This is a genomic window from Clostridium magnum DSM 2767 (assembly GCF_001623875.1).
Lineage (GTDB): Bacteria > Bacillota > Clostridia > Clostridiales > Clostridiaceae > Clostridium_AM > Clostridium_AM magnum.
Genome location: NZ_LWAE01000001.1, coordinates 339571 through 352775, shown reverse-complemented (window position 1 = coordinate 352775; position 13205 = coordinate 339571). Strand labels below are relative to the sequence as shown.

The 13205-nt window shown below is 30.8% G+C and carries 15 protein-coding genes; 7 read left to right on the top strand and 8 right to left on the bottom strand.

The features are described from left to right. Nucleotides 1-21: 21 nt before the first annotated feature. Nucleotides 22-978 carry a metal ABC transporter substrate-binding protein gene (locus CLMAG_RS01750; protein WP_066617069.1) on the bottom strand — a complete coding sequence of 319 codons (957 nt, stop codon included), beginning with the start codon at nucleotides 976-978 and terminating at the stop codon, nucleotides 22-24. A 142-nt stretch (nucleotides 979-1120) separates the two neighbouring features. Between CLMAG_RS01750 and tsaE the strand changes: the two genes are divergently transcribed. From tsaE to rimI, 3 genes are read left to right on the top strand one after another with little or no spacing between them, the layout of a single operon-like run. Next, on the top strand, nucleotides 1121-1576 hold the full coding sequence (tsaE, locus tag CLMAG_RS01745) for a tRNA (adenosine(37)-N6)-threonylcarbamoyltransferase complex ATPase subunit type 1 TsaE (protein ID WP_066617068.1): 456 nt from the start codon (nucleotides 1121-1123) through the stop codon (nucleotides 1574-1576). Between the two features lie 3 nt (nucleotides 1577-1579). Then, on the top strand, nucleotides 1580-2293 hold the full coding sequence (gene tsaB / locus CLMAG_RS01740) for a tRNA (adenosine(37)-N6)-threonylcarbamoyltransferase complex dimerization subunit type 1 TsaB (protein WP_066617065.1): 714 nt from the start codon (nucleotides 1580-1582) through the stop codon (nucleotides 2291-2293). Then, on the top strand, nucleotides 2286-2735 hold the full coding sequence (gene rimI / locus CLMAG_RS01735) for a ribosomal protein S18-alanine N-acetyltransferase (protein WP_066617061.1): 450 nt from the start codon (nucleotides 2286-2288) through the stop codon (nucleotides 2733-2735). The genes tsaB and rimI overlap by 8 nt, the downstream gene beginning before the upstream one ends. 33 nt (nucleotides 2736-2768) lie before the next feature. On the opposite strand, the gene tyrS is transcribed toward rimI, so the two are convergent. From tyrS to CLMAG_RS01720, 3 genes are all read right to left on the bottom strand, one after another. Beyond that, nucleotides 2769-3989, bottom strand: a complete 1221-nt coding sequence (tyrS, locus tag CLMAG_RS01730) for a tyrosine--tRNA ligase (protein WP_066617058.1) — start codon at nucleotides 3987-3989, stop codon at nucleotides 2769-2771. A gap of 295 nt (nucleotides 3990-4284) precedes the next feature. Next, nucleotides 4285-4692: a hypothetical protein gene (locus tag CLMAG_RS01725; RefSeq protein ID WP_066617053.1), complete on the bottom strand. Its 408-nt coding sequence runs from the start codon at nucleotides 4690-4692 to the stop codon at nucleotides 4285-4287. Nucleotides 4693-4863: 171 nt separating this feature from the next. After that, nucleotides 4864-6009, bottom strand: coding sequence for an AlbA family DNA-binding domain-containing protein (locus tag CLMAG_RS01720; RefSeq protein WP_066617052.1), 1146 nt, complete (start codon nucleotides 6007-6009; stop codon nucleotides 4864-4866). A gap of 438 nt (nucleotides 6010-6447) precedes the next feature. Here CLMAG_RS01720 and CLMAG_RS01715 point away from each other — a divergent pair, with 438 nt between their 5' ends. After that, the gene (locus tag CLMAG_RS01715) at nucleotides 6448-6612 is read left to right on the top strand and encodes a zinc-ribbon domain-containing protein (RefSeq protein ID WP_066617045.1); all 165 of its coding nucleotides are present in this window, start codon (nucleotides 6448-6450) and stop codon (nucleotides 6610-6612) included. 33 nt (nucleotides 6613-6645) lie between these two features. Here the strand turns inward: CLMAG_RS01715 and CLMAG_RS01710 are convergent, their stop codons facing one another. Beyond that, nucleotides 6646-7212, bottom strand: coding sequence for an ECF transporter S component (locus tag CLMAG_RS01710; RefSeq protein WP_066617043.1), 567 nt, complete (start codon nucleotides 7210-7212; stop codon nucleotides 6646-6648). Nucleotides 7213-7406: 194 nt separating this feature from the next. Between CLMAG_RS01710 and CLMAG_RS32875 the strand changes: the two genes are divergently transcribed. Beyond that, nucleotides 7407-7562, top strand: a complete 156-nt coding sequence (locus tag CLMAG_RS32875) for a DUF5670 family protein (protein WP_169809781.1) — start codon at nucleotides 7407-7409, stop codon at nucleotides 7560-7562. Nucleotides 7563-7828: 266 nt separating this feature from the next. After that, nucleotides 7829-8830: a phosphatase PAP2 family protein gene (locus CLMAG_RS01705; protein WP_423231061.1), complete on the top strand. Its 1002-nt coding sequence runs from the start codon at nucleotides 7829-7831 to the stop codon at nucleotides 8828-8830. A 101-nt stretch (nucleotides 8831-8931) separates the two neighbouring features. On the opposite strand, the gene CLMAG_RS01700 is transcribed toward CLMAG_RS01705, so the two are convergent. Beyond that, nucleotides 8932-10524: a peptide chain release factor 3 gene (locus CLMAG_RS01700; protein ID WP_066617035.1), complete on the bottom strand. Its 1593-nt coding sequence runs from the start codon at nucleotides 10522-10524 to the stop codon at nucleotides 8932-8934. Between the two features lie 257 nt (nucleotides 10525-10781). Here CLMAG_RS01700 and yidA point away from each other — a divergent pair, with 257 nt between their 5' ends. Then, entirely contained in the window at nucleotides 10782-11600 is an 819-nt protein-coding gene (gene yidA, locus CLMAG_RS01695; protein WP_066617033.1) for a sugar-phosphatase, read from the top strand. 35 nt (nucleotides 11601-11635) lie between these two features. Here yidA and trpS read toward each other — a convergent pair whose 3' ends face one another. Continuing rightward, entirely contained in the window at nucleotides 11636-12640 is a 1005-nt protein-coding gene (gene trpS / locus CLMAG_RS01690; RefSeq protein WP_066617031.1) for a tryptophan--tRNA ligase, read from the bottom strand. 115 nt (nucleotides 12641-12755) lie between these two features. Beyond that, nucleotides 12756-13130, bottom strand: coding sequence for a desulfoferrodoxin (locus tag CLMAG_RS01685; RefSeq protein ID WP_066617027.1), 375 nt, complete (start codon nucleotides 13128-13130; stop codon nucleotides 12756-12758). Nucleotides 13131-13205: the final 75 nt, after the last annotated feature.

Below are 13205 nucleotides of genomic sequence, written 5' to 3'. Positions count from 1 at the left end.
TTTTATATTTTTTTCACAGAATTATTTTACAGCAGATTCCTTTTCATAAAAGGCCTTTAGTCTTTCAATGTTACCTTTAAGGACATCTTCATAGCTAGTATCTATACTATATGTCTTCATATTTATAGCTTTAATATTGTAGTTTTTTATTATATCTTCATTACTTTTTAAAACTTCATCACTGTTATATAAAATAACTATTTTTTTATTATCTTTCAACTTAGATTCTAGATCTAGCTTTGCAGTTTTATCAACAGGCATTATTTTAACTGTATCTTTATCTCTATTTATATCTAATATCTTAAAATTATTGTATTTTACAAAATAACTTAGTTCATCTTCAACAACTATAAATGTAAATTCCGTTAAGTTATCACAGGCGGATTTTAACTCCTTTTGATAATTCTCCAGATTCTTTAGTGCTACAGAAAAATTTTTTTCATATATATCTCTATTTTTAGGATCTTTATCTTGAATAGAGTTTTTGATATTCATCAATGCTATTTTATAGTTATCTAAATTTGATAGATAATAAGGATTATCTTTAAGCACAGAGTCCTTATATTTTACTACCTTACTATATGATAAAAGCTTAACTCCCCTTGAAACATTTATTACGCCCACTTTATTTTTATTAAGTTTATCTACAAAATCATTTATCCATGGTTCAAGCCCAGCGCCCATATATATAAATAAGTCCTTTTTCGCTATATTATTCAAACTGTCCTCTGAAAATTGAAAACCTAATTCCCTTTCCCTATTTTTGAACATATATTCAACTAAATGTCTATCCCCTACTATATTTTTCACCATGCCATAAAGCAGCTTATCCGTAGTTATAATATTTAAATCTATATCTTTTCTAGTCTCCATTTTTACGACTTCATTATTATTTATAGCAGTATTTTGTGGCTCTTTACTACATCCGGTTAAAAGTACTATATATATAATTAGAAGTAGACTTAATTTTTTCTGCACCTTTTTCACCTCTATACATTGAATGAATAATATATATATTTTACATAATGTATTTTAACATTGCAAATAAATAAGAATAAAAAGTTAATGTTTCTTTTCTTTTTGTGCTATTTTGGATAAAATATCTATGAGGTGAATTATAATGGAATTTATCGTTGATAGCTTAGAAGACACTATGAATTTAGGCAAGCAGCTTGGAAATATAGTCCATCCTGGTGACATAATCTGTCTTACTGGTGATCTTGGAACAGGAAAAACTCATTTTACCAAAGGTATTGCTGAGGGATTAGAGATATCCTCCCCAATAACTAGTCCTACCTTTACCATTGTAAATGAATATGAAGGTCGTTTAAAGTTATATCATTTTGATGTTTATAGAGTTAATGATCCAGATGAAATTGAAGCTATAGGCTTTGACGAATATATATTCAGCGATGCTGTAAGTATTATAGAATGGGCAAATTACATAGAAGATCTAATTCCAAAAGAACATATATGGGTGGAGATAAAAAAGGTACCGGAACTTGGTATAAACTTTAGGAAAATTATAATACAATATTATGGTGACAGATATAGTTATATAAAGGAGTTAAAATAAAACATGAAAATTTTAAGTTTAGATTCGTCTACAGAATCAGCAACCTGCGCTGTACTTGAAGATGATAGGTTGCTTGCTGAAATAACCTTTAATTATAAAAAGCAGCATTCAGTAGTGCTTATGTCTATGATTGATAGTTTACTAAAAAATTTGAAACTAGATATTGCTTCTATAGATGGTTTTGTGGTATCCAAAGGCCCAGGATCATTTACAGGACTTAGAATAGGAGCTTCTGTTATTAAAGGGTTAAGTCAAGGCACTGGGAAGCCCTTTGTCGGTATTTCTTCTCTAGATGCACTTGCTTACAATTTAGCATATACTTCTGGAATTATATGCCCTATTCTAGATGCTCTTAGAGGTAATGTTTATACTGCCTTGTATACATTTGTAGATAACAAGCTACACACGATAAGCGAGCACATGGTTATTTCCATAGAGGATTTAATTTCGCTTCTAAGCAAGCATAATCAATCCATTTGTTTTATTGGTGATGCAGTTCCTAAATTTAAAGATGATCTTTCCTCTAGTATTCAAAATGTTCGTTTTGCCCCTACTCATTTAAATTTAGTAAGAGCATCATCCTTAGGAGAGCTAGGCTTGAATCTCCTCAGTTCTGGAATACATGATGACTTATATACCTTCGCTCCATTTTATCTTAGAAAGTCTCAGGCCGAAAGGGAGTATGATAAAAAGATGGAGTCATCCCAGAATGAATAACATTGAAATACTTTCATTAAAGCTTGAGCATGTTGATAGCGTTTTGAAAATAGATGCTTTAAGCTTTCCAACCCCATGGAGCAGAGAATCTTTCGAGAGAGAAATTGAAATCAATAAATTTGCACGATATGTTGTAGCAAAAAAAGATGGAATACTCATTGGATATGCTGGTATGTGGCTCATTTTAGACGAAGGTCATATAACTAATATAGCTGTACACCCTGAATACAGAGGAATAGGTGCCGGAAACCTTTTACTAGAGGCACTTATAGAAATATGCCATACAGAGTTAATAACTAGCCTTACTTTAGAAGTAAGAAAGTCAAATCTAGTAGCTCAGAATCTTTATAAAAAATATGGATTTTTAGAGCAAGGTATCAGGAAAGAGTACTATGGAGATAATAAAGAAGATGCAGTAATAATGTGGAAACATAATGTATAAGGAAAGACAGTGACTCTATAAAGTCACTGTCTTCTATTCAAGGACTATTCTATTATAGTTCTTTTTTCCTCTTCTTATTAACATACTTCCATCTTTAAATTTATCTTCTGTTACTACCATGTTTGCATCAGTAATCTTTTCATCATGTATTGTAAGTCCACCCTGCTGTACTAATCTTCTAGCTTCACTTTTTGATGGTAATATTTTTGTACTTACAAGTAAATCTATTATAGTACATCCCAATGTATCCTTGTCTATAGTAACTGTCGGAACAGCACTCATATCTTGACCACCTGAAAATAAAGCTTCTGCAGCATTCTTGGCATTCTGTGCATCTTCCTCACTATGAATAAGCTTAGTGACTTCATAAGCAAGAACTTTTTTAGCTTCATTTATTTCAGCACCTTCAAGTGCTCCTAATCTTCTAACCTCATCCATAGGCAAGAAAGTTAAAAGCGCTAAACACTTTTCAACATCTGCATCAGCAATGTTTCTCCAGTACTGGTAGAATTCATATGGAGATGTTTTCTCAGGGTCTAACCATAATGCTCCTTTTTCTGTTTTACCCATTTTCTTACCTTCACTATTAGTTAATAGTGCAAATGTCATACCATATGCTGGCTTACTCTCTTTTCTTCTTATTAAATCTACTCCTGATATTATGTTAGACCATTGATCGTCCCCGCCCATTTGGAGTACACAGTTATATCTTCTGTTAAGCTCTAAGAAATCATAACTTTGCATTAGCATATAGTTAAACTCAAGAAAAGTTAATCCTTTTTCAAGTCTTTGCTTATAACATTCAGCAGTAAGCATTCTATTTACAGAAAAAAGCGCTCCAACTTCTCTTAAAAACTCCACATAGTTAAGCCCTAATAACCAATTTGCATTATTGTCCATTATTGCTTTGTCATCACTAAAGTCTATAAGCTTAGAAAATTGCTTTTTAAAACATTCAGCATTATGTTGTATCTGTTCCTTAGTAAGCATTTTTCTCATATCAGTTTTGCCGCTTGGGTCTCCAACCATTGTAGTTCCGCCACCTAATAGAGCTATAGGCCTATGTCCTTCTCTTTGCATATGTGTCATAACCATCATCTGTACAAAATGTCCTACATGTAAACTATCTGCTGTTGGGTCAAACCCTATGTAAAATGTTATTTTCTCCTTTTCTAATAACTCTCTTAACTCCTCTTCATGAGTAACCTGCTTTATGTATCCGCGGTCTAATAAAGTGTCATAAATGCTAGCCACTTCAATCCCTACCTTTCTAATGTTTTAAATTGTCATTCCTTGTTATAAGTTATAGTATATATATAAAGTATATTTTTATCAATATTTAAATACACATAATATATGTTTATGGTAAAATTTATTACATACATATAATACTTTACTGAAATGATGTAATTTATGCAAGATTGGTTATTTGAATTCTTACTTTTATGGATAAAGTAATTTAAGGCTGGATTTTATAAATCCAGCCTTAGTATATAAACCTGATGTTATTTTCTAAAAAATAGCCGATGTAATTGAATATTCAAATAATTTAAGCTACATATTTTCTAATAAATTCCGGAATCTCCTGTTCTTCATTAACATTTATGAAAAACTCAACATTGTATTGCTTTGATAGACCTTCAAGAGCGTAAAACAAATGTGCCGCATTCTGAAGATTCTCTTCTATAATATTAAACAATCCATCAACAAAAATTGTCTCAATATCATAATCTTCTGAAAGTATGCCGCACAAAAATCCGTAGAAGCTTTCTTGTTTTCTTAAACTAAATTCACTTGTAGAAATGAGCCTTATTCTAGTGTCCAATTGAAATAAGTGTCTCCTGTCATCATTAATAAAGACAATATGTCCTTTTGAATCCAAAGCCTTCTCATTTGCTAGGTTAATAAGTGCTTTTGTTTTTCCTGATCCTCTTTTGTTACAAAATACGTGAATCATGTTTACCACCCCTTACTTTAATATTTAGGTGCTATCCTTATAATTAGATTATATAATATTCAGAATATTTTTTCAATACATTTTCAAGCATTTAAAAAATATTCATAATTATATCATTTTTACCTTTTAATGTAATATCCTTTTTATATGCGCTATGCCATATTTTGAAGTTTATTTGAAACCTTTAACACCAGGATATATAACCTTAAACTCATTATCATTAATAGAGTTTATAAAATTTACTCTACCTTTGTTTCTAAATGCTTTTTGCATTCTTTTAAAACCCATTCCTGAATTGATAATTTTTGATTTACTATCTAGTGCAATTACTTTTTCATAAACCCACATGTTTCTTTTCACATAATTTACATAGTTTGTATTTCTTCTCTTTATTAATATGCCCGGACTTGTAACAATAATACTATTATAATCAATTATAACTTCTATTTCTTTATAAAACACTGTGTAATCCCTGTAAATTACTGCATTCTTAATTCCTTCATACACTGCTTCTATAGGATAAGATTTAGGTAGTAAGTTCTTAAGAATATTTTCACTTTCGCTAATTATAGAACGCAAATCCCCTTGAACAATCACAGTTTTCTCAGCACTTTTATTTAATTTATTAACTATTTTGACCATATTATGTGGTATGTATATATTGTTATTTCTACAAAAGACTAATAGTCCACCTAATGTAACCATATACTTTCCCGTATCTTTATCTATATATATAATTGAAGCATTTTCCATAAGGTCTATTCTATTTTCTACATTCACTTCAATACCTTGATTAGAAAAGTACTTATCAACAATATTATCATCAATACATTTTACATCACTATTAGGTATTGGGCATAACTCCACATTTAAATTTAAATTTTCGTGAAGAGCAGAGATTATTTCTTGCTTTCTCATTGTATCATTAGTAGATCCTCTTCTTATGTAAAAAGCACCGTTATCTCTCATTTGATATGGTTTTTGTGGTCCATCATATATACTTATAATTGCCACTTTTTTATTTTCATATTCTATAAATTCTAAAGATATTGGTATCGGCGGTTCGATTCTCGAGCTTATAATTTGTTGAACCTTTTCTTCACTGAGTTCTAAATCCCCTATACCAGTTATCCTCTTTGTCTTATCTTCAATTCCTATTATCAGGTATCCTCTTCCCCCTTTTGAATTTGCTATAGCACATATATCTTTAGCTAGTTCCTTTCTTCCACTATCAGTGTCAATTTGAATATATTGTTTAAAATCTAACTTTGGGCCTTCTATTTTTTTTAGCAAGTTTGTAAGCTTTTTCCTATCCATATTAACACCCTCAAATTCATTATATAAATATTCATCCGATGACTAGCCGCTCTAATACTCCCATCTTCTTCAAAGCGGCAGTAAAGATCGGCTACGTCCCTGGATTCGTTCAACTAAGAATCAGGTGGGATTTAAAATCCCATCTGATTTAAGTTTCCACTTCATACTCTCATTTTGTGCAAATATTTTTATTTTAATTATAATACTATTTATACTACTTTTTAATATGTTTTATTATACATTTTTACCATTTTACTTTGAATACTCCTTTGGAATATTGTTTTTTGGATAAAACGTGGTATAATATTTATAGAGTTTTACTCTATAAATAATTTTTAATAGGTCAATTTCTTTCAAGGTACTCTATTCTCCTTAGTCATAGGAGGTAATTTATCAAGAAGAATATTAGTCCTATGGTTTTTAAGGAGGTTTTTTTCAATGGCAGACAAGAATATTGTATGTAAAGACTGTGGAAAAGAATTTGTATTTACAGAGGGTGAGCAAGAATTTTACAAAGAAAAAGGATTTGAAAATGATCCAGTAAGATGCCCAGAATGTAGAAGAGCAAGAAAAGCAGAAAAGAATAGAATGAGAGACAGATAAGAATGTTAAAGAGAGGTATTACCCTCTCTTTTTTTAATATTTTCTTATTACATTAGCTTTCTTTAATATCCTTCCCAAAGGTATTGCTAAAATTATACCTGCAACCACCTGTGTTATATTGCCAGGAATTTCACCTATTGAAAGCATCAACGCTTGACCTAAAGCTACATTCATTACGAAGTGCATTATAAGTACACCTGCTACATAATATGCAGCTATCATCCATATGCCCCCCAATGCAAAACCAATAATATTATTCCACAGATTATTGCCGTCATAATCTTTCCTATAAGCTATAGTTCCTGCAATGTATGCCATAATTCCCTTTATAAAGAATGTAAATGGAGCCCAAATTATATATGGCGAAAATAAGTCGAACATACACATTCCTATAGCTGCAGATAAAAATGCTTTTTTTCTACCTAATAATACTGCAGCTAAAAAAATCATAGTATCTCCAAGGTGAACTACTCCTTTTAAAATAGACCCCATAGGTACATTAATTGCCGCTGTTGATATATAGGTTAATGCGGCCATAAGAGCTACCTGTACCATATCTTGTGTTTTAACATTGCTAAGAGTTATCTTTTTTTGTTCCATCTTCGATCCACACACTCCTTTTATTAATACAATCACATTTAACACTTATTATATTAATAATTGCTAAAATTTCAAAGTGTAACGATACAATATATATCAATGTTAAAAATAAATTTTTATTAATAATTTTTAGCAATAATGATAATAATAACATTATCACTAAAAATATATAAATTTTTTAGGAGGTAATATTTATGTCATTTCTAAGATGGCTTGGTGGTTTTGTATTATTATTTTGGCTTATAGGATTAATATTTAGAATTGGAGGTAGTTTCATCAACCTTCTTCTTATTGTAGCAGCAGTAGTCTTCATAGTTGATGCATTATTTGGTAGAAAAAAAAATATGTAATGAAGTGAAAAATTGAATCAGGTGGGGTTTCAACCCTATCTGATTCTTAGTTGAACGAATCCAGGGACGTACCCGCTCGAGACATACACTTTGAAGAAGATGGGAGTATTAGAGCGGGTAGTCATCGGATAAATAATATAAGGAGTTTAGAATTTTTTCTAAGCTCCTTATATTATTTATATAAAAATAAATCGAATTAACCACTAACAATAACTATATTTACTTATATACTTCCCCTTACACTCTATGATATAATTTATTTTGTGTTGGGAGGGGATCAATTTATGTCTAATTTTATAGAAAAAAGAGCCATCGACGTAGCAAAAAACTTCTTTGCTAAAGCCTATGACTTATTAAATAAATATTTCTTTATTTTGATAGGCTTATATTTTTTACGAAAAGCTATTATAATCGCTCTTCACTCAGACTCAGGCGTTGATTATAAAGCTTACACATTTATGTTAGCTTTTGCCTGCTTCACAGCTTATTCAGATATTAGAAAGGATGTAAAGTGGCTTCCATTCTTATCTTTAGCTATTCCTTTTTTAATGTTTGTATCCTATATAAGTGTTCATGGATATACATTTTGGGGAAAGATGTTAAGTTGGCAAATGAGCAAAGACATCGTAGTAGATTTAAATCCTATGTTTCAACAAATTCCTTTTAACGATGCAGCTTTTGCAAGAATCTATAAACCTGAAACCCTTACTTGGTTTTTAAGAATGGTTTATAATAATGGATTTGTATTACCAGTGTTACTGCCACTTTATAGAGCTGCCATTTCTAAGGATTTTAAAAAGATGCTTAGATACGGTTTATCCGGGCATATTGTACAAGTATTTTTAATTACTCCTTTTTATCTTATGTTTCATTTACAAGAGGTTTGGTATGTGTTGGGACATCCCGATGGACTGGCAAGAAACTTAAGTCCACAGGCTGCTGCAGGGGTTACATTGAATTGTTTCCCATCTATGCATACTTCTATAGCCTTTGCAATGTTCCTATTAGTTATAAGAGAAAAAAGCAAACCTTTCAAATATGTTTGGGGATTCTTTTGCTTAAGTGTAATATTCTCTACAATGTATCTAGAAATACACTGGGTAATAGATGTTTTTGGTGGTTTATTACTTGCCTACGGAACTGTTAAACTAGTAGATTTTGTACTAGACAAAGGTAAAATATTGCTATTGAAACCTCTTAATTCTTACTACTATAACAATATAAAGTCAACTTACATCGACAATTACTATGTAAATTTAATACAGTAATATATAAAAAGGTTTAGACTTTTATCCTCGGATTGATAAAAGCCTAAACCTTTTATGTATATTTTTTAAAGCTATATCTAAATTATGAAATACATATTTACTTATTCTGACTTACCAATATCAGATAATACAAGTCCTTTATTATGTTCTAATGCCCAACTTATTGCCCACTCACTTTGGAATATTACAATATCTCTTTCCTTCAGATCTTTAACAAGTCTAGTATCGCTTGTTAATGTAAGCTTATTTACATCTATATCTGAATTTTCAATCCATCTTATATATCTGTACGGAAGCCTATCCATTTTTATATCTACATTATATTCGCTTTTGAGTCTATATTCCAATACTTCAAACTGTAATACTCCAACAACACCTACAATTATTTCTTCTATTCCTATATTTAATTGCTTAAATACTTGGATAGCACCTTCTTGTGAAATTTGAGTTATACCTTTTATAAACTGTTTTCTTTTCATAGTATCCATGGTTTTAACTCTTGCAAAATGTTCTGGTGCAAATATAGGTATTCCTTCAAACTTAAATTTATTGGTAGTTGAGCATAAAGTGTCTCCTATATTAAAGATACCTGGATCAAATACCCCGATGATATCTCCTGCATATGCTTCTTCAATTATTTCTCTATCTTGTGCTAAAAATTGCTGTGGTTGTGCAAGCTTAATTTTATTTCCACCTTGAACATGGAAAACTTCCATACCCTTTTTGAATTTACCAGAGCAAATTCTCATAAATGCAATTCTATCTCTATGTGCAGGATTCATATTAGCTTGAATTTTAAATATAAAAGCTGAAAAATCTTCACTAAACACATCAATTTTACCTTGATCTGATTCTCGTGGTAATGGTGCAGTAGTTAAGTTTAAGAACTCCTTTAAGAAGGGCTCTACTCCAAAGTTAGTCAAAGCACTTCCAAAAAACACAGGGGTAAGGGAACCATTACTTACTTTATTTAAGTCAAATTCATCCCCTGCTACATCAAGTAATTCTATATCATCCTTTAACTTGCTATGTAAGGCATCTCCTAATAGACTATTAAATATTTGGTCATCTATATTACCTTCTATAGACTCTACTTCAGTTTGGCCATGATTTCCGCCATTAAAAACTTCAACTAACTTTTGACTTCTATCATAAACACCCCTAAAATCTGCACCTGAGCCTATTGGCCAATTTATTGGATATGACTTTATGCCTAAAACATTTTCTATATCTTCTATTAGTTCAAATGGATCTTTAGCTTCTCTATCCATTTTATTTATAAATGTAAAAATAGGTATACCCTTTAGAGAACAAACATGGAAAAGCTTTTTTGTTTGCTCTTCCACACCTTTTGCACCATCGATTACCATAACAGCACTATCAGCTGCCATTAAGGTTCTATATGTATCCTCACTGAAATCTTGGTGTCCAGGTGTATCTAATATGTTTATGCAGTATCCATCATAATTAAACTGCATAACTGAAGATGTAACCGAAATACCTCTTTGCTTCTCTATTTCCATCCAGTCAGATACTGCATGCTTTGAAGCTTTTCTAGCCTTAACAGAACCTGCAAGTCTTATTGCGCCTCCATATAACAACAGCTTTTCAGTCAATGTTGTTTTTCCAGCATCAGGGTGAGATATTATTGCAAAGGTTCTTCTTTTTTCAATCTCATTTATTAAGTCCGCCACAGCTTTTCTCTCCTCTTCTCTTTTTGCTTTCATCAATGATTTTAACTTTATTATGTACTGATGTCAACTGAACTTATTCTAGTACTCAGTAACTAACTTAAATTTATCAAAGATTATTACTATATCACAGTAAACGTTTAATTATCTATACAGTTAACTTCAACAGTCTATAATCAAAAAACTGAACCATTTCTTTTATTGTTATTACTATGTATAATTATTGTATCAATATCAAAACACAATTTAGGAGGTTATCAATGTATAAATTAGTAGCACTAGATATGGATGGAACTTTGTTAAATGAGAACAAGAAGATATCTACTGAAAACTTTAAAGCTATAGAGCGGGCAAGAGAAAAAGGCGTAAAAGTAGTATTAGCTACTGGAAGACCTACAAAAGGAATTAGCCGATACCTAGAAGAGTTAAACTTATTAACAGAAGATGACTATGCCGTTGCATTTAATGGTGCTGTAGTTCAAAATACTAAAACTGGAGAAATAATTGCTGAAAACTTATTGGATCTAAATGATCTTAAATATTTATATGATCTAAGTAAAAAATTATCTGTAAATATCCACGCTCTAACTCCAACAGCTTGTATAACCCCTAAGATTAATGAATATAGTGAATTAGAGTCCAACATTAACAATATACCACTAGAAATAGTTGATTTCGATAAAGTGGACAACTCTACAACTATAGTTAAAATAATGTTCATTGATAAAGAGTTTATTTTATCTAAAGTTATAGAAAAACTCCCTAAAGAAGTTTACGATAAATATACTGTTGTTAGAAGTGCTCCATTTTTCCTTGAATTTATAAATAAAAAAGTTAATAAAGGTTTTGGAGTAGAACTTTTGGCTAAGAGCTTAGGAATAAAACAAGAAGAAGTAATTTGCATGGGTGATGCAGGAAATGACATTCACATGATCCAATATGCTGGTCTTGGAGTAGCTATGGGTAATGCCTTCCCTGAACTAAAAAAAGTAGCTAACTATGTCACAAAGACAAATGATGAACATGGGGTTGCCCATGTAATAAATAAATTCATATTAAAAGATGAAAAAACAAGCTAGTTGCCATATGGTAACTAGCCTATTTTTTATATCAGTTACTGTTTTGGTATAAAACCTATTTTCTTCTGCATCTTTCTAAGAACCTTATTAGAAATGTAATATGCCTTTTCAGCGCCCTTCTTATATACACTTTCTAAATAAGTCTTATCTGATAAGAATTCGTTAACTTTCTTTTGTATAGGTTCTAATTCATTTATTATAATATCAGCTACATCTGATTTAAATTGAGCATATCCTTGACCTTCATATTTTTTCTCAATTTCTTCTGGATTCATTGCAGTTATAGAGCTTACTATTGTAATTAAGTTTTTTATTCCTGGTTGCTCATCAGTATACTTAACTATACCTAAAGTATCAGTAACAGCCCTACTAATTTTCTTTCTTATAACATCTGGCGAATCCATAATTAATATATAGCTATTTGGATTATCAGAAGACTTCGACATTTTTTTCGTAGGCTCCTGCAAATCCATAATTTTTGCTCCCGCTTCTGGAATATACCCTTCTGGAATTGTAAATGTAGGACTATATAAGTTATTAAATCTTTGAGCAATATCTCTTGTAATTTCTAAATGTTGAGTTTGATCCTTTCCTACAGGAACTAAATCAGCATTATATAATAGTATATCTGCGGCCATCAATACAGGATAGTCTAATAATCCTACACTAACAGTGGCTTCCCCATATCTCTTGGATTTATCTTTAAATTGTGTCATTCTGCTAAGTTCACCAGTGTAAGTATAGCAATTTAAAAGCCAAGCTGCTTCTGAATGTGTTGAAACATGTGATTGAATGAATATGGTATTTTTTTCCGGATCAAGTCCTGCAGCTAAATATATCGCTAACACTTCAAGTGTTCTTTTTCTTAAATCCTTTGGCTCCTGTCTTACTGTTATAGCATGTAGGTCTACTACACAGTAATAACAGTCATACTGATCCTGTAATTTAACCCAATTCTTTAGCGCCCCCAAATAGTTTCCAATTGTCAAATCCCCTGATGGTTGGATTCCACTAAATATTATTTTCTTATTGTTCTCCATTTTATACACCTCTAATTTTATTTTTGACATACCTAAATAACTTTATAATAGCAGAAAACTTTTACTTATTAAAGTAAAATGTCATGGAATACTTCCATGACATCCAAAATTTATATTATTTTTTCCATAATCCGTGTATATTACAATATTCTCTTGCAAATAAAACTTCTTCATCTACCTTAAATATTGCTTCTGGTTTTTCACCTGGTTTTAAATACTTTTTATATACTTTGTTTGCAGTGTGTATCTCTATCCACTCAATATAATGCTCCTCTAACATAGGGTGTTCTACTTCTCCAACTCTTACAATTACTCCATCAGTTATACTTTCTATTACAGGCAAGTGTTTCTCAACCGCAGCATCTACAGTATTATCTGTAAAGAGCCTCATTGGCTTTCCACAACAAGTTAAAGTCCCTCCACCTCTATGAACTACTTCTACGATATTTCCACAAATCTCACATTTATATATTTGTTTAACTTCAGTCATAATAGATACCTCCTAATACTTTATTTCTATTAATAATAATTCTAGCCAAAGTTCAAAATTCCTTCTTTTATTTTT

What these genes read in the sequence shown, in the direction of transcription:
- tsaE (WP_066617068.1), top strand. Translation starts at nt 1,121, where the DNA reads ATGGAATTTATCGTTGATAGCTTAGAAGACACTATGAATTTAGGCAAG.
- CLMAG_RS32875 (WP_169809781.1), top strand. Translation starts at nt 7,407, where the DNA reads ATGTCATTTCTAAGATGGCTTGGTGGTTTTGTATTATTATTTTGGCTT.
- CLMAG_RS01720 (WP_066617052.1), bottom strand. Translation starts at nt 6,009, where the DNA reads ATGGATAGGAAAAAGCTTACAAACTTGCTAAAAAAAATAGAAGGCCCA.
- tsaB (WP_066617065.1), top strand. Translation starts at nt 1,580, where the DNA reads ATGAAAATTTTAAGTTTAGATTCGTCTACAGAATCAGCAACCTGCGCT.
- CLMAG_RS01710 (WP_066617043.1), bottom strand. Translation starts at nt 7,212, where the DNA reads ATGGAACAAAAAAAGATAACTCTTAGCAATGTTAAAACACAAGATATG.
- CLMAG_RS01685 (WP_066617027.1), bottom strand. Translation starts at nt 13,130, where the DNA reads ATGACTGAAGTTAAACAAATATATAAATGTGAGATTTGTGGAAATATC.
- trpS (WP_066617031.1), bottom strand. Translation starts at nt 12,640, where the DNA reads ATGGAGAACAATAAGAAAATAATATTTAGTGGAATCCAACCATCAGGG.
- CLMAG_RS01715 (WP_066617045.1), top strand. Translation starts at nt 6,448, where the DNA reads ATGGCAGACAAGAATATTGTATGTAAAGACTGTGGAAAAGAATTTGTA.
- yidA (WP_066617033.1), top strand. Translation starts at nt 10,782, where the DNA reads ATGTATAAATTAGTAGCACTAGATATGGATGGAACTTTGTTAAATGAG.
- rimI (WP_066617061.1), top strand. Translation starts at nt 2,286, where the DNA reads ATGAATAACATTGAAATACTTTCATTAAAGCTTGAGCATGTTGATAGC.
- CLMAG_RS01725 (WP_066617053.1), bottom strand. Translation starts at nt 4,692, where the DNA reads ATGATTCACGTATTTTGTAACAAAAGAGGATCAGGAAAAACAAAAGCA.